We start from the raw sequence: 18,192 nt of genomic DNA on the forward strand, positions 1-18,192 counted from the left end.
AATTAATCATTCACTAAAGTGTTAATCATATTCACTAAAAGCTTTCCTGCTATCGGGTCAGTATCAGCTTTTTCCGTGCACAATGTTGAAACGGTGGCTGTTCCTTTTCCATCCTTTATCTGAAGTAAAGTCAGTCCACGCATACTTTCTATTTTCTGAATACGGTCTTCCGGCTTGCCACCATCAATGTAGGCATGAATTTTCATCTGTCCGGCCAGTTCAGTCACATTCTCATTACGGTTTGCTTTCAAGGTAGCATGACAAGCCAACGGAATTTCACGCTTGTTGTTATTGAAGTAGCGCAGGTCGAGTACACCGATACCATCGAATACCGGTGCATCGTCACGTTCCATGACTACGATGTCGCCTTCTGTTGGTATAATCCAGCCAGTGATGTGTTCTGGATAAACCTTCTTTGCTATCTCCTTGCTGTTCAGCAACAGTAACTTACCGCCCTTCTGCTGATAAGTACGGAGCAGTATTTTTTCGTCATCTGTGCACTCCTTCAGGTCGGAAATGATGCAAAGGTCGGCCTTCCTCTTGATTTGCACCAGCTCTTTCACTGAAGATACTTCCTGATACTTCACTTGCAGAAAGTCGAGAACAGCGCTCGTGTTGTCTTTATCCAACAAAACAATCTTTTTGTTCTCGGATACTTTAGCAATATTCCATCTCTTATTCGCCAGTATCAGGTCATATTCATTCTGCGACAATGTCTGTCCGTTCTCTACCAATACCAGTTTCAACTTAACATTCATTTTATCAGACGGCAAGATAGACGGTATCACAATGGCAGGCTCGATATATTTACGGCCATAATACTCCACAGCCGGAAATTGCTCCGTACCTGATGCCAGAATCTTTCCTTTTTCATCCACAATACTCCAGTTCAGTGCCATCGGGAGCAAATCGCGTCCGTCTTCACTATCATTCACCACATAGATGCGGGTATGGAGTTTTTCTCCGGCATACAAGTTACGCCCCCACAATTCAGCACTGACCAACACCGGCTGCATGGCACGTTGCATGGCGTAATAAGTGGGATAAGGCTGTATGTTCTTATAGTTGTAGCATTGGCGGAACCAAGTCATATAGGCAAAGTGCATGATGCCCGATACCTGTTCGTTGGTGCGACGCAGCGTCTCGGCCAACTCGCCCGTAATGAAGGATTGGACTTTCAGGAAATGCATAGGGTCTGCCCAGTCGTATGCCTCATAACCAATTAATGAATAGGGATTCTGATGAATCAGCTGATAGGAACGGGTTGGATGACCGGTCTCTGCATTGGGATACCCCGTACTCATTTCCTGGCTGATTAAAGGACGTCCCGGAGACTTGAATTGCTTCTGGAATTCACCGTTAAAGAAGCGGAACAGCGAGAAATCATACCAGTTATAGTAAGCATGGTTGTCATCAATATCTCCATCATCCACCGTATTTAGGAAATCCTGTCCAAAACGTCTCAGTGCTTTGCTGTGCAGATAGTTGGAGTCAAAGCATACCGGACGTGTAGGGTCGAGCTCCCGCATGCCCTTCACAACATCCGATACGATGCGGAACTTATCTTTCGAACGCTCCGTGTCGGCGTCTAGGTCGTAGAACTTCATTTCGTTATTCACAGTCCAGAAAAATATGGAAGGATGGTTCCGGTATTTCTTCATCACGCGTAGCCATTCACTGCTCCAAAGGTCCAGTACGTTCTTGTCCGGTATCGGGGTGGAGTGAATCATCAGCCACGACCAAGTGCCCTCGAAACTAATGGCAATGCCGTTACGGTCTGCCGCCGAAACCCACAATTCATTCCAGGGAGTGGTATGTGTACGAGTAGACTGCACGTTGCCGGCCTTCATCAACTGCATGAATTTATCTGCCAGGATGGAGTCGTTGGGACAAATGGCAAAGGGAATATGGTTTCCTCCGCGCATCCAGAACTTACGACCGTTCAGATAGAGGAAGCCGTCTTTGCTCTCGAAGGTACGGAAACCCGATGTGACGGTCAGACAGTCGGCTACCTTGCCCTTGCTTTCCGTCACGCTGATGCGGAAATCGTAAAGGTTAGGGGTTGTCGGTGCCCACAACTTGGGCTTGAGCCCGCCAATGCTGCAAGTATACATATTTTCCCCGTTTGCGGTCAGTGCCAACTTAGTCAGTACAGGTGCTCCATACAAGGTCTCTCCCGTCTGCTTATCCACGATGTCCACTCGGATGCCGAAGTTTTTCTTCCTAGCGGAATGGTTCTTCACGGTGATATCCATGGATGCACCGTCCAGAGCAGGCTTAATAAACACATCTTCCACTTTGAGCGGATTGCTGATGACGAGTTTCACCGGTTGCCAGATTCCGGCCGGATTATCTCCATAGAATCCATGGGGAATATCGGTCAGCACCTTTCTGTTGGTACGTTGGTCATTCTTGTTTTCTTCCACTCCCTTGCGCACGGACGAGTAGTAGTTCTCCATGGCGTCACTGGTCTGTGCGGCTGCTCCGTTAATGTCGCGCGTCACTTTCACCACCACGACATTGCGTCCCGGATGCAGGAGGTCAGTGGCATCCACTTGGAAATCGCCGAACATACCCACGTTGAAGCCTGCCAATTGCCCATTGACATACACTTCCGCCATTTTAGAAACGGCATCAAACGATAGGGTCAGTTGTTTTCCCTTGATGTCGGCAGGCAGTTCCAACCACTGGCGATACCAAGCCGCACCGGTTTTACGATAATCAAATGTATATCCCTCGCAACGATCGGTTTCCTGCTGATAGTAGGTATCGGAAACGCCTTTGGGATTCGGTCCGTTTGGAGTAGGCATCGTTTCGCCGTGCAGCCAGATGCGAATGGGATTCCAGAAGTTGGGAACCTGCATGACGTGCCAGTCCTCATCATCGGTTGTTGCAGATAGCGCTTTGGCTTTGTCGTCCAACTGGTACTCTGGCATGAAGAGCCAATCTCCATCCAGTGAAATCTCAGTACGATCCGGCTTTATATCGTTCACCATGACAGCCTTATAGTTTGCTCTCTCCCGGCGACGTTTAGCTTCCTTCTGCTGTGAAGTTGCCGCCATGCGATATTCCGCGGCTTTCACATTCTTCAGATAGTTATCGGGCAAGAGAGTTACAATCAAGTCATCAAATTCCGTCTCAATCCATCCGCCGCCCAGTGTCACTTCACCCGAGGGAACCAGATTGGCATTTTTGTCCACAACGTCGATATACGGTTCCTTCTCCCCGTTCACAAAGACACGAATGCGATTGCCACACACCTCCACTTTCATACTATACCATTCGCCAGGCACCGGATGGAATCCCAGTGGACGGACACCCATAAATTCGTCGGTTCCCATGTAACCGGTACGCATTAAGTATACATCGTCCTGCAATCCGCCTTTGATACCGGCAACATAACGATCGAAACGGTTGTATGCACGGAATCCGGCCCATATTTGGACTTGTTCCGCCCCCTTCGGGGCGCGTGCCTTGAAAGACATGCTGTAGTTCTTCCATTCCGGATTTCCAAAGCAAGCATACGAACCTTTCGAACGGAACACTCCGTCGGCAATACTACATTCTCCCCTGCCTACTGTTTTCAATATTTCTCCTTGATTGGAGAAATCATTTTGCCATTGGGATTGTGTATGGCCGGGCAATGACACCAACGAGCATGCTGCAACCCAAAAGGCTGTATAAAGTTTCTTCATGATACTGTTTAATAAAATAAGTTATGCAAATGTAATCGGACTACATTAACAGAGAGTCTAATAAAAGATTAATCAGACATTAAAAAGTAATTAATCCTGCTGGTTTTGCCAGTATATAGTCAAAGTAGTGCCACCTCATTGGCAAAGACTTGCCACAGGCTTGGCAAAGTTTTGCCAATGAGGTGGCAAAACACAAGCAATAAATAAAAGAAGGAGGACCCTTGCCTCTTTCAAAGCAAACATCCTCCTTACCTAACCTACCTATATTATCTTCCGAAACCCTTTGCGTCAATAGTCTTCACATCCGTATAACAAGACTTTTGATATTTGTCTTTACAGTTGGCACTAATACGCACGAACAGTTTTTGATCAAACTCAATCTTTGCTTTAGACTTCAACTTAATGACGTCACCTTCCTGAATGTTAGTAATGGCCACCGTATTATCTGTATAGCGTCCGTCAGCAGCACAGCTCACAGTAGTACCAATTATCATCTGCGCCTTTTCCACATCGGGCATGTCATAACCTTCTTTCGCATTACGCGTAAATTTGAAAGAAGCCCAAAGGAATCCGTCTGCATCCTGATAAGGCGCATCCACCCATTCCAATGTAAGATAAGGAGTGATAGTGAAATCCACCTCAGCGGTTTTTCCACTCTTCAGTTCCACAACCTTCATCTGCTCTTCTTCACAAGGATAGCCACAGGTTTCAAACGGCCACATCTCATATGTACCTTTGAAGAGGCGGGTATTCTTGAATGAACCATCCATCATCATATTCAGGTTCTGTTCAGTCACCACTATATTCGGGTCACCATTTGCATAGCTGATTTCCTTTATACGAATCTTCATATTACCCTGCCCGAGTGCTGTCTGTAATGGCTTACCGTTATGGTCATAAACTTGTCCAATCACAGCAGCATCAGGAGCATCATAGTTATCCATCTCGCACGCACCGAAGCACACAACCAAAAGGGACAACAAGAATAAATTTGCTATATTTTTCATAATCATTCCAATTTTAATTGATTAATACATATCATTCTGCTCGAGCAACGGATTTACCTTACGTTCTGTATCAGGTATCTTCTCATAATAGTATTTCTGATCAAAGTTGTGCTGACCACCGTAACTATCGGCTACACGTGTATCGAAAATATATTTACCATGAGGAATTCCACTGTCTGGATCCACCTCTGCCGTACTGGCAAACAGATACGGTGCAAGCATTCTCCAACGGAATTCATAGATTTGCTCACGAGCCGTAAACCAACGGCGAAGGTCCCAATAAAGCTTATGCTCAACAGCTAGTTCCTTGTAGCGCTCTACGCGTACAATCTGAAGTCCCTTAGTAGGAGCAAAAATCATAGAGTTCTTACCTGTGCCTCTTACATTGGTGGGAGCTGTCATATCAGCCAACTGTGCCGTACTTGTTAGTAGTTCGGCTCCAGCTCTTTCGCGTACATCATTGATACACTTCATGGCATCCTCCAACAAATCTGCACCATTATGAGAAGCAACTCCGTTCTGAGCCAGTTCAATAGCAGCTTCAGCACGTGCCAACAAGATTTCAGCATAACGGATATCAATCCAAGACTGTGTACTTCTATGCAATTGAGTTTCACCGCTAGCCAGATTACGTTGCAACCATTTTACACCGTATATACCTGTTGTACACATGTTAGATGAAGAAGTTGCAGGTCCGTCAAAACCACAAATTGCAATTTTCGTATCCACACCACCAATTTTATACGTTTCACCGTCATTAGGTCTTTTGGTTGTACGTATAGCCACTTTCTGACCATTAACCTTAAACGACTCAGCAATCTTATCCCATCCTGTAGTTGTTTTACCATCATCTGGAATTTCTTTCTTAATTTTCTGAGAAGGATCTACTGAAGGATCAATCAATCCCCAACGCATATCCAGTTCATATCCTTTGTAAGTGTCACCCGGAATCATGATACTTGCTTTCAAACGGGGCTCTGCATTATCAAAGATACCGTGTCCGCTATCATAAACAATGAAATTACCGTCGTCATCCGTCGTTTTCAGATGTCCCGTTTCAGAATCAAGAGGAAGTCCGTCAAACAACTCCACCCAATCCAAAGGAACAAAGTAACGACCACCATAACTAAAGCCTACCATACGTTCGGGAGACATCAGTTTGTCCCAGCTATGAACATAGTTGTTAATGTCATATTCACGAATGAATATTGATTCAGGACTAGTCGTAGCCTTATCAAACACTTCATAGAATGCTTGACGTTTGTCAGCCCCATTATTCAACTGATAGCCACCTTTTGCTACTTCCAGGGTTGCCTCATAGGCCTGCTTGAAGTAATCATTCGCTTTAGAAGCAGGTACACCCGTCAGCACCACACCACTTTTGCCTGTGTAATTGTACAAACTGCCATAGCGTGCCACCGAACCGGCATAAAGAGCCACACGCGCTTTTACCGCTGCTGCTACATATTTATTGGCACGACCGTTTGTCTTCTTATCAGTCATATACTGCATGGCATAGTCCAAATCTTCCAGAATAAAGTCAATAGATTCTTCATGGCTATTACGTGCAACATTCAAAGCTGAGCCATCATCTGTGATAGGTTGTGGTTCTTTAACTAAAGGTACACCACCATATCTTTTCACCAAGGCATAATAGGTATATGCACGGATGAACTTCGCCTCTGCAATCCACTCTTCAGCACCTTGCAATTTACCGACATAATTAGGCAAGTCTTGAATTAACACATTTGCCTGACGTATAATTTGATAAGCAGGTTTCCAGTAACCCTTGTCACCGTAGACACAGCTATTACCACAAACATTATTGGCATATTCACCTGTAGATCCCATTGTAGTCTTATCAGAAAGCCAATTAAAGAAACCTCCACGGCCACCATCATCACCCATATTGAAGTCTTCCATCGGCAGATGATTGTACAAACCAGCCATGTAAGCCGTTATACCACCTTCATTATAGATGTCTTCATTAGTCATAATGTTTTTAGGCGGAATATCCAAATCCACACAACTTACCAATGCGCCACCCAAAGCTACGCACATCAATATATTTTTCCATTTTTTCATAATATGATTCCTCCCTTACTTAAAATGTAATGTTTGCACCAAAATTGAACGTTTTATTCAAAGGATACATGTATCCGTATAAGTCAGTAGGCTTTTCAGGGTCGACACCTCTCACTCCAGTGATAGTAAACAGGTTATATGCATTGAAATAAACTCTCAAGTTCTTAACCCCTACTGAAGAAAGCCATTGCTTCGGGAACGTATAACCTATTTCAGCTGATTTCAAACGTAGATAGTCACCTTTCTGAATCATAAACTCAGAATCATCTTTTGGCATTGCTTTTGCACCACCAAAAGAGTAATACCCCGGTATCCACTCACAAGAAGGATCGAAAGGATGTTGATCAGGATCCACTGGATGCCAACGGTCGAGGAACATATCCAAAGCATTACCATCAAAGGCCAACGGCATTGAAAGTTGTTCACCATAAGCAACATAAGACATGGCAGAACCCTGGAATAAAAGGTTTAAGTCGAAACCTTTCCAACTTGCGCCCAGAGTCAGACCAAAGTTCATCAACGGATAATTTCTTTTATCTTGCCAAGAGCTTCCTGGATTAGTTGTTGTTGCAATTGGATGCATATCGCTACCATCAATTACACCGTCCTGATTCCAGTCTTCATAAATATAGTCACCGGGTAATGTTGCATTACCGGAATAGATAGAATTAGCAATCTGTTCATAGCTAGTGAAACGTCCCGCTGCACCATAACCAAACCAAATATCATTGTAACGATTCAGATTTCTGTTTCTCCAATAATCATAGGAGTTACCAGCCGGATCTGTTTCATAATAACGACGCATACCGCGAGTTAATGAAACTTGTCCACTTACATTATATCGAAAATCTCCAATGCTATTATTATGACGTAATTCTAATTCAATACCCTTTGTACGGTCACTGTTAAGATTCTCCTGCGGCATTGTAGAACCAAAAGTACCCGGTAAAGAAACCAGACGATTGGCAAGCAGCCCGTCACGGTCACGTTGGAATACTTCAAATGTCACCCCCAACAGACCATCCCATAAATCGGCATCAAGTCCAATATTCAAAGTCTTTACTGTATACCAGGTAATATTAGGATTAGCTACTGCACGGAAACCAAGTGCATTAGTATAAGCACCACCAAACACATAACCTGTGGGATAATTGTTGTTAGAGCCACCGGAAGTGTTCGGATAATCATAACCGGAAAGGAATTGATAATCAGCAGCACCATCATCACCCATCTTACCATAAGATGCACGCAACTTCAAATTAGAAACAAACTTCAGATTGTCTTTAATAAAAGACTCTTCTGACATTCTCCAACCGATAGAAGCGCCAGGGAAGAATCCCCAACGATTATCTGAAGGGAATTTGGAGGAACCATCATAACGGAAAGAAAATTCAGCGAGATAACGTCCTTTATAATCGTAATTGAACTTACCAATAAGACCTTTCGAAGCCGATTCTGACAAACCATTTGCATTTGCCATACCTACTTGCTCTTTAGAATCACCTGCGAACAAATAAGGTAAAGGTATAGAGAAGTTACGTTGTGCCCACAAATTATCTCCTACATTATGAGCCTCTTCATACAACATCAAACCAGAAACATGATGGCCTGAGAATGTGTTATCATAACTAATTGCAGCTTGCCACAAAGTACTCCAGCTACTATTGTGAGTACGACGCAACTGAGTAGGGCCAAGACGAGAAGCCGCCACATATGAATCTGCTGCAGCATTATAAGTATACAGGTTATATTCCTTATTCCAAGTCGTTTCATCATTTTCCTTCGTGTCATAGCTGAACATACCTCTCACCTTCAATCCTTGCACTTTGGGAATTGTATATTCTCCTTCAAAAGAGGATTGGAATAACTTATTTCCTCTCTTCTTAAAACCGGTTAAATCCGTATCAATTAAAGCCAACGGATTATCATCAGAACTCTGAGGCTTCTGATAATAAGGTGCTGTATTATTTGCATACAAAGGATCATCTGGAGCAGAACGCCATAAATTCTTGAATATTTCCCACGAATCCTTAGAGTTACCTTCACGGTCATCAATCATACCGCTCAATTTTACAGAAACTCTTAAATTCTTCGTCAACTGGGCATTCAGATTAGAACGTACATTGTAACGATTGTAGTCCAAAGCATCTCCTTTAAAGAAACCGCCCTGATCCATATAAGCGAAGCTAACATAATAATCCATCTTATCGCTACCTCCACTAATGGAAACATTGTGTGACTGTTGCGGAGCAGAATTAGCCATTACAGCATCATACCAATCTGTGGACACTCTCTTACCAGTCAGGAACTCATCAATAGCCTCCTGAGGATATTTCCGGCTTGGATTGACCAAGTCACGCATCTGCACATCATTAAACAATGTCATACGCCCCACAGCATCCACTGGCTTCAATATTTCACTTGGTTTTTGGAAACCATAATACATGTTGTAATCAATCTTAGTTTTGTTCTTCTCACCTCTCTTTGTGGTAATCAAAACAACACCATTAGCAGCACGTACACCATAAATTGCAGCAGAAGCATCTTTCAATACGGAAATAGACTCAATTTCATTAGGATCCATACGCTGCATGTCACCACGGGGAACACCATCCACTACAATCAACGGGGTACCGAAACCACGAATATCGAACTGGTTATTGAATTCACCCGGCTCTGAAGTTTTCTGAATCACACGTACACCTGGTACCTTACCAGTCAACATATTCTGTGCGTTCTGGTTCTTTGTAGCTATCAGACCTTCACTAGTGATAGCTGATACTGCTCCGGTTAGGTTCACTTTCTTTTGTGTACCATAACCTACTACAACTACTTCATCTAATTGTTCTGCATCTTCCTTCATCACTATTTCCAGTGAAGTTCTGCCATTCAATTTTATCGTTTGATTCTTATATCCTATAAAGGATACTGACAATGTGGCATTAGTAGGAACTGACAATGTAAAGTTTCCATCTAAATCACTAATAGCTCCCAATGATTTATTACCCACTACGGTTACATTGACGCCAATAACAGGTTCTCCCATTTCATCAACTACTTTTCCCTTAATAGTAGTATTTTGTGAAAACACCGGGAAAACAGCAAACAACAGCATTGCCATCATGCAAAGCCATGCATTCTTCAAATTAGAATTGTTTTTCATTTGTTTCATAATTAATCTGTTTTTATGAATAGTAAACCCTCAGTTAATATAGGTAGGTTTACAAAAGGTTAACTTGTATTCTTCATAAGCATAAACATTTAGATTAGCAGTTCATTTTATTAAGTAAATTCCTACCCACAAAAGTATATGCTCCAGATTAATTATTCTTCGAAATTCGTCTTAATATTATATTAAAAAAGCGCTTAATTTTTTCAATTAAACGCTTAATTTTTAATAAAACAAAGTTATTCACATAATTTAGAAAGCGGAACCTTGTAATCTTCACCTAAAGACTCCCGATACTCCTTACAGAAACGATCATATACACTCTTGGCAATCCCCTTCTTCCCCTCCGAAAACAGTACTAAACACTTGGCAGACAATGCTTCTTCATTCAACGGATCATGCAAAAACATAATATCAGTAATACGGAGCACCATCTCATGGTTATTTTTCTTATATTCAATATCCAACAGATTTCTAAGTAAATCAATAGAAAGGCTTGAATAGGCATCCTTAAATCCATCCAACCAATCAACAATCGTATTAGAAAGTAACGGACCACACAGCAACAATTCCAATATTTGGTTCAGAAATACATCATCTTTCAGAGAACCATTTCGTTGAAATAACTCTATGCAATGGAGCGCTGTACGATAATCGCAGAATACCTTTTCTTTCCACTGCATTTTCAGAAATCCACCATCACTCACTACTTCCACATCACCAACCTCTTCTAACAAAACACGCAACTTACGCAATGTCACATTTCTATTATTTCGAGCTGAGATCTCATCCTTATCAGACCAAAGCATATCAGTTACTTTCCGAGTCAGAATGCCTTTTTCATCTTTCTCTGTATAAAGAATTAACAAAACTAACAAACTTTTCAGACGGGGAGTAAAATTAGAAGTGATATCATTTCCATCCTTATCCCGCACATTAAATGTACCAAGTAAAGAAATTGCTGAACGACTACGATCAAAATAGTTTTCTATCGGTCTAAGAACAGAAATTCTTTCATCCCCAGCTTCTACCTTCAATTCTAAATTTTCATTCTCTACATTGTTATCATTTGCTGCCAATTCTTCTTTTACACTATCCGTAGTAACTACAGAAAGCGGTTCTTCTTTCTTATGTTCAACTATTCGGTAATATAAAAAGCTTCCAACACCCAACAACGACAAAAATCCAGCAACTATCCAATACCACATCTGGATAGCAACAGAAGTATCTTCCGCCACTTGCATTATATCCGCTTGGCTCATCAACGGAGTATTTATGGAATATATGGACACATCATGTGTACGATCAGTCAATATTTTATCCATTACTAAAAACAGCTTATTGCATGAAGGAGATGAGTAGAAACTAAAATCACAATCTTGATGAATAACTCTGTTATGAATGGGAATAGATGCTGCTGTCCAAGTCGTATCTTTCATGGATACTTTCCACAAAATACCGCCATCTTTCAAGGAAACCGCATAGAATGAACTATCCGAGGGTTCGAAATACATAGATGAAGCCATCAACATTGAGGCCTCTACCTGCTTTTTCTTCCAAACAACACGTGATTTCCTTGTTTTCAAATCAATCGCGCACAATTCTGTATAGAAATAAGAATTCAACTCCTGTTTGCCATACTTATTTCCCCTCCCACCCAATATATAGAGTTCATCACCAACGACAGCTACCGCCGAAGAGTAACGAGGATTAAGCAAGGGGTCATAGTTGATCATTTCCATTTCGCCCGTAAACGGACTCATCCTGAACAAATCATTCCTGTATCTATAAAAACCATAGCCACCGAAGAAATAGAAAGAAGAATCAGCCGGATTATAAGTACGAGCATGGTTATAATAATTCGCCTCTTCCTTATTACGCTCTACCAAATTCCATCGATCTGTATCAAAAGAGAAAAAAGAAACACGCTTTTGAGATAACGAATAAGATACCAACCTGTTAGTCAAGGTGTCAAAAATCAGATGATCTGTGAACTCCATGGCAGGATACCCTCCTTGTACACTAATTTCTTTCTTCATGGTTCCAGTTTCATCTAGTATTTCCACTTTATCTGGCCTTACCAAATAAAACAAAGCATCACGCGCATTAAAAGCAACATCCAGTCTTCCAGAGAGTGTTCCTTTATAAATCTGTTTCCACTTGATATGGTCATCTATCAGCCAATAAGGGGACCGTACACGAGCTATAGATTTCGCTATTTCATCAAAGCAAACATTATCATTATGTTTCCACAACCTCCACTCACGGGTTTGCTTACCATCTTGCATTATTTTTACATCCTTTAAATTTATTGGCGCTACATCAGCCAGATATTCAGGCGCATGTCCGAATAATGCTTTTACCCGATGAGTTCCATTCAGAGGAACCATTATTGTCGTATCTTTTCCCGCATACTTCACTGCAATAGAATTATTCTTCATGTCCATTCGCAAGGAAACTGAAATCCACTTTTTTCTTTCAATAGGACTGTCAATGGTAACCATTCCTTCATTGAAGACTAATGCCGGATAATGCAAACGTTCTCCTCCCGCAACAAACGAAAAACGAATTAATTGATTTGTATTAGTGTACAAATGCAAAATTGACCCAAAGTCGGGTTCATTGTTACGTACCCACATCTGAAAAGAAATGGTAAATTCATTTTCTACTTCAAAAGGCTTATTTTCATCTAGAATGAGTGAAGTTCTTTCAGTACTAGGGGCGGAATGAGATTTAAAATAAAGTCCGCTATTATAGACGGAGGCAAATAAATTCACTCCTGCTAGTAGGAGGAAACTAAATAAAATATATCTGCAATAGTTTTTCATATTTCTATTTCAAGAACACTAGACAAAGGTATAAAAAAAACATAAAATGAGTAATAAGTTCAATAAAAAGAATTAGAACCAATCCAGTGTTATGCGAATTACCTCGCACAACACTGGATTAACACTGAACTTATCGAAAAAGAACCTATTTGAAAACTACGCTTCTCCTCAATCCCTTTATTTATCTATCTCTCTATTTCACTTCAGGATTGACAAACATCACTTTCAACGAAGAAAGGAATTCATTTCTATTATCACATCTAAAGTTACCACTGAATTCATTTTTATCTCTTTCTCCTATTTTTATGCTTACCTTATTCCAACCTTGCAGCAAGGGCAGTTCTTTATAAGTAGCCTCATGCCTATTTTGCGAAGCGGCTACATATGCTTTATCATTAATAGCAAGCTGACATTCCTTTGCTTTCACAACCAAAGTCAGCTTCGGCATATTCGGTTCAATCAGCAAGTCATCCAAAGGGCGCGGACTAAATACATAGATATCCAAGGCCCATCCATCCGCTTTTTTCACTAACTTCTCCTTCGCTGCAACAGGAAATACCAATTGATTATCACGCAAGAAGAAGACTTCATTTGATTTTACTTCAATCTCATTACAATCAATACCGGCATTCTTTAAAATCACTCCCAGTGTATTGTATCCCTTTTCAGAGTTAGTGAATTCTTTCAGGGTACTGATATAGAAACAAGAGGCATCTTTCCGATACTTCACAAACACAGGAGTAGCAGCTGTACATTCGTACTCACTCCGCACCGTGCTGGCAGTTTTGATTTCCTCCGGACGTTTATTCCAAGCTCTCCAATCTGTTTTACAAGCATTCAGCAAGACATCTCCTTCTTCTACCAGCGCACCTGTTAATGAATATTCTGAAGCATCAGCTCTCTGAAGTTCGCAGAAATAGAAATCAGAATTATTCAAGCCACGTATCCATGACTTCTGAACCGGCAAGAAAGAAGAACGTTTAAGGTTATCTAATGCTACCGGAAGAGGTAATATCTCATTGTATACATTCAATGTCTGAGGTGTTAATCCCCAAATCCATACATCAGCACCCTTAGCAACATTAGCTAACATACTCTTCTTTTCAGCAGCAGACAAAGTGTAAGTACCATCTACAATATAGAGCATACGTGCAGGTGCAGTAATCTTTACAGCAAATTTCACGCCTTGTGCATCCAGAATACCTTTCAATTTACTGTCATCTCCGCCTATGAAAATCACTTCTTTATATTTCTCAGCCGGAGTAGCTGTCGGTGCTTCATATTGTTTTTTGTCAATATCAGCATAAGCAGACCAAGCAGAGTGTCCCGGTGCATTGGCTGCACGCATAGCATCATACATAGGCCATGGATCATACAAAGGTAGATTCGGATCATATCCCGGATTGAATGTTGTACAATAAGGACCTACACGCTCCGGTTGTACACCCGGCACACCTTCTTTATAATCAGTAAAGAAAATACCATCTTTATTGATATCCGGTTCTGTAGTCATATCTTTCTTTCCCAGTGGCAGCGGTTTCAAAGAGTACCATGCCATATTGAAAACGGTACTGTAAGAAGCTCCCATATTACGCTGGCTAGCAAGGAGATGATAGCACTCATTAGCTAATCCTTCCATACGTCCCAACTGCGATTCATAGGCTCTTTCACCATTATACTTAGCGACCTGCTCGGGTGTACCATAGTACGCCATACTATGTTCACCGATTCCCCAAGGCTTACCTATTCCAACCCAATGTTTCATTGAGTTCATGTCACCATAATGACCTACTGTAACCGGCAAGATGCCATCTCCATCATCTTCTCCATCGGCAGAAATCCATGGGCGGGTCGGGTCGTTTGCACGAACAATGTCTCTCCAATCTTCCCAAGCTTTCTTCTGCTGAGGCATCAATTCCGGTCTGTTGTAAACGTGCAAAATCACAGGTTTATTTTCATTACTGATACTCCACCCAAAGACAGAAGCATGATTACGGTCTCTGAGTACAAAACGTTTCAAATGTTCTTTTGATGCTTCCCAGAAGAGCTCAGAATCCAGTTTCGGACCACCATCACTCGCCCAGTTAGCAGTTTCATTCAATACGCAGATACCCATTTCATCAGCTACATCCATGTAGAAACGAGGATAAATCTGTGCATGAGGGCGAACTGCATTAGCATTCATACCTTTAATGGCAGTAAACCATGCCCACGCATATCTGCGTGTCATTTGCGGAATACCCATAAAGTGCCAAGAATCACCTCTCAACTGATAAGGTTTACCATTCAGGTACTGTGTGGTACCTTGCAATGTCCATTCACGCCATCCGAAACGTTCATATTTCATATCAAGAATTTCTTTCTTAGCCTGCAATGAAAGCAATACGGCATAAAGATTCGGTTGTTCAGGAGTCCAGTAACTCAACTCACCGGATACCGGAACCTGCAACACAACTTTTGTTGAAGCATTGGCAGGGATGCTAACTTTAACAGGGGCCACTTTCAAAGCTTCCTGTCCAAGTTCCCATGCAGGTACAGGAGCAGAATTAACATCTGTCCCAGCCAGGTTTACCCATTCATTAATCTTACCTTGAAGTTGCAGATCTGTCTTTTTTTCCGTATTATTCTGTACAGTCACTTCCAGTTCAAGCATATTCTTTGAAACCAACGGCTTCACATATACATCTTCCACATGTACTTTAGGCAATGCCAACAAGTATACATCCTGCCAGATACCGGCAATGTGATATCCCCACATAGAACCGGCAGGAACAATACGACGCCCAATTGTAGAGTTGTTTTCAAACAAAGATTGACTACGAACTCCCACCCATACTTCAGCGGTTTCACCTGCAGCTACCTTATTCGTAATATCTATGCTGAATGGAAGAAAAAGATCAAAATTCTCTCCTACTTTTTCCTTATTGATATAGACCTCAGTATAGCCGGCTACAGCTTCAAAATATAATTTTATCTGCTGACCATTCCAGTCATTAGGAATAGTTACAGTTTTTTTCATCCACGCCATTTTCACTTGTTCCCATTCTTTCGGATAAGACGGGTAGTTGCGATGATCAGGTCCCTCTACATTTCTGTTAGCAAAAGAGTTTATATTCCATGGAGAAGGAATCTTTATACGGGTTTTACTCCATGCACCTTCTTTGGGCAATGATAATTCCGGTGCCACTCCTTTACCTTGCACGTAACTACCCGGCAAAGCCACAGGTTGGAAATCCCAATAGCCATTCAGACAGATTTCTTTCCTATACTCCTTTTCTGTTCTATTCACAAGACCCTCACTTGGTGCAAACGGGAAGTTATACACCAATTTACCATCGCTTGATGTGTTTTGTCCCACTGCCTTTCCCGGCAGCAAGAACAAAGTCGTCAACAAGCTTAATAAAATTGCATTTCGTTTCATTTAAAAATACTATTAATTAGGTATTAGACATATTTGTTTTTCCTGTCTGCAAAGTAAACAGGGTGACATTAAAAAGTAAGCCGAAACAGAATTAATATTGGATTAAAAACACATTAATCCTCCGGAATCCAGAACTTTTCTATAAATAATGCAAATCAGTAGTTGAATTATGTTCATTTTGGACGAGTAATGAACAAAGTGTGATAAAGTGACAACGGGATAACGCTCTGTGATATAGCGCAGCCACTTTATCACCCTATCACACTATCACTCTTTTATTCCTCTCTTTTCCATCATGAATGAATTTCAACTACTGATTCGCATATATAATATTATTCAGTACTTATTTTAGTTTAGAACTATATCATTCATTCTGTAATCTTCGTACCTTTGTCGTATGTACTAATATAATAATCATGGACAAATTTAATGTAAAAGATAGTCCTCCGGATACCTCAAGGCTTGAAAAATTATTCTTGAAAGAAGGGCTCCTGATGAAAATTAAAAAGAACGAATATCTGGTACAGCAAAATGAGAAAAACAATCAGATAGGCTTTGTCGTATCCGGTATATTCCGTTTGTCTCATACAGATGCAAATGGCAATACATGGATAGTAGGCTATAGCTTTGCAAATGACTTTGTTTGTGACTATCCTTCTTTCATGAAACAGACAGTTTCCACAGTCACGATACAAGCTTCTACCGAATGTGAAGTTTATCTCCTCCCGTTAAGCAAACTTAATCAATTCTGGGAAACAGACATGGACACCCAACGATTAGGAAGGCAAATAGCCGAAACCATATTTGCAGAAATATACCAACGACTATTGGGATTTTATTGCGATACTCCGGAACAACGTTATCATGCATTAATGAAAAGATGCCCCGGTTTACAAGAAAAGCTTTCATTCAAAGAAATAGCCCAGTTTCTTGGCATAACTCCCGAAACCCTCAGCAGAATAAGAAAAAAACAACTGTATAACGAAAGGTCTTGACTTTGGTCAAGGCTTTTTCATTTTATATAGCTTAATATTGCCGCCATAAACATAAATCATAAAAATATGGCAACTTACACTCATTATGGGAAACAAGCTGATGTATTCAAGCATCTGGTGCTTTGTGAGGTTCTTCAAATCGAAAAACCGCAGATATACATAGAAACGAATTCAGCATCCGCCATTTATCAAATGGCGCATACCCCGGAACAGCAATACGGCATTTACCATTTCCTGAAGAAAGCCCGTGAAGAAAAACCTTTGAGGGAATCTCCTTATTACAAGCTGGAAAGCACAGAAATGGCAAAAGGAAATTATTTAGGTTCTCCCGCTTTAGCTATGAATACATTGGCAGAACGAACATCCCAATATCTATTCTTTGATATAGAAAAAGATGCTTTAGAAAATATAGAATCCTATGCCAAACAAGTGAAATTAGAATCACATATCCAGACCTGTCATACGGATTCACTCGAAGGGATTATAAAACTACTACCCTCACTTTCCCAAGCTTCCTTCCTCCATATCGATCCTTATGAAATTGATAAAAAGGGAATATCGGGAACAACCTATCTGGATGTATTAATACAAGCAACCCAAGCAGGTATGAAATGCCTATTGTGGTACGGTTTTATGACTGGAAATAACAAAATACACATTAACCAATATATAGTGAATAGACTGGAGGAAGAAAACATCAAAGAATATACCTGTATTGAGTTAATCATGAATTCAATCAGAAAAGATACGATTCCTTGTAACCCGGGTATATTGGGGAGCGGCATTTTAGCTACCAACTTATCTCAGGAAGCCAATAAAGCAATTTGGGATTATAGCGATATGTTAGTTTGCATGTACAGTGACACTAAATATAAAAGTTATGCTGGGAGACTATACAGAGATAGTATAAAGTAAACATACCAACATAAAAAAAGGCTATCTATCCCAGACAGCCAATCTTTTGTTAACCTTAAATCTAATACTATGAAAAA

The 18,192-nt window shown here is 41.1% G+C and carries 8 protein-coding genes; 2 read left to right on the top strand and 6 right to left on the bottom strand.

Features of this window, described 5'->3' with window-relative positions:
- Positions 1-2: 2 nt before the first annotated feature.
- From BWI44_RS07050 to BWI44_RS07075, 6 genes are all read right to left on the bottom strand, one after another.
- On the bottom strand, positions 3-3,695 hold the full coding sequence (locus BWI44_RS07050; RefSeq protein WP_138292766.1) for a glycoside hydrolase family 2 protein: 3,693 nt from the start codon (positions 3,693-3,695) through the stop codon (positions 3-5).
- Positions 3,696-3,961: 266 nt separating this feature from the next.
- A complete protein-coding gene (locus BWI44_RS07055; protein ID WP_229036208.1) occupies positions 3,962-4,702 on the bottom strand; it encodes a DUF3823 domain-containing protein in 741 nt (246 codons plus the stop codon).
- 21 nt (positions 4,703-4,723) lie between these two features.
- Positions 4,724-6,787, bottom strand: a complete 2,064-nt coding sequence (locus BWI44_RS07060; RefSeq protein WP_286812571.1) for a RagB/SusD family nutrient uptake outer membrane protein — start codon at positions 6,785-6,787, stop codon at positions 4,724-4,726.
- Positions 6,788-6,806: 19 nt separating this feature from the next.
- On the bottom strand, positions 6,807-9,959 hold the full coding sequence (locus BWI44_RS07065) for a SusC/RagA family TonB-linked outer membrane protein (protein ID WP_195209497.1): 3,153 nt from the start codon (positions 9,957-9,959) through the stop codon (positions 6,807-6,809).
- 236 nt (positions 9,960-10,195) lie between these two features.
- The gene (locus BWI44_RS07070) at positions 10,196-12,784 is read right to left on the bottom strand and encodes a PQQ-binding-like beta-propeller repeat protein (RefSeq protein ID WP_195209498.1); all 2,589 of its coding nucleotides are present in this window, start codon (positions 12,782-12,784) and stop codon (positions 10,196-10,198) included.
- Positions 12,785-12,977: 193 nt separating this feature from the next.
- Complete coding sequence (locus tag BWI44_RS07075; RefSeq protein WP_195209499.1) at positions 12,978-16,205, bottom strand: glycoside hydrolase family 2 protein; 3,228 nt, start codon at positions 16,203-16,205, stop codon at positions 12,978-12,980.
- Between the two features lie 416 nt (positions 16,206-16,621).
- On the opposite strand from BWI44_RS07075, the gene BWI44_RS07080 reads away from it, so the two are divergent.
- Both BWI44_RS07080 and BWI44_RS07085 read left to right on the top strand, forming a co-directional pair.
- The gene (locus BWI44_RS07080) at positions 16,622-17,200 is read left to right on the top strand and encodes a Crp/Fnr family transcriptional regulator (RefSeq protein WP_286812574.1); all 579 of its coding nucleotides are present in this window, start codon (positions 16,622-16,624) and stop codon (positions 17,198-17,200) included.
- 66 nt (positions 17,201-17,266) lie between these two features.
- A complete protein-coding gene (locus BWI44_RS07085; protein ID WP_286812575.1) occupies positions 17,267-18,115 on the top strand; it encodes a 23S rRNA (adenine(2030)-N(6))-methyltransferase RlmJ in 849 nt (282 codons plus the stop codon).
- Positions 18,116-18,192: the final 77 nt, after the last annotated feature.

The sequence above is a fragment of the Bacteroides sp. Phil13 genome (assembly GCF_001940965.1).
Classification (GTDB): Bacteria; Bacteroidota; Bacteroidia; order Bacteroidales; family Bacteroidaceae; genus Bacteroides; species Bacteroides intestinalis.

Bases quoted from the DNA above. Each gene is read 5' to 3' on its own strand.
- BWI44_RS07055 (WP_229036208.1), bottom strand. From the start codon at position 4,702: ATGAAAAATATAGCAAATTTATTCTTGTTGTCCCTTTTGGTTGTGTGC.
- BWI44_RS07075 (WP_195209499.1), bottom strand. From the start codon at position 16,205: ATGAAACGAAATGCAATTTTATTAAGCTTGTTGACGACTTTGTTCTTG.
- BWI44_RS07050 (WP_138292766.1), bottom strand. From the start codon at position 3,695: ATGAAGAAACTTTATACAGCCTTTTGGGTTGCAGCATGCTCGTTGGTG.
- BWI44_RS07065 (WP_195209497.1), bottom strand. From the start codon at position 9,959: ATGAAACAAATGAAAAACAATTCTAATTTGAAGAATGCATGGCTTTGC.
- BWI44_RS07080 (WP_286812574.1), top strand. From the start codon at position 16,622: ATGGACAAATTTAATGTAAAAGATAGTCCTCCGGATACCTCAAGGCTT.
- BWI44_RS07085 (WP_286812575.1), top strand. From the start codon at position 17,267: ATGGCAACTTACACTCATTATGGGAAACAAGCTGATGTATTCAAGCAT.
- BWI44_RS07070 (WP_195209498.1), bottom strand. From the start codon at position 12,784: ATGAAAAACTATTGCAGATATATTTTATTTAGTTTCCTCCTACTAGCA.
- BWI44_RS07060 (WP_286812571.1), bottom strand. From the start codon at position 6,787: ATGAAAAAATGGAAAAATATATTGATGTGCGTAGCTTTGGGTGGCGCA.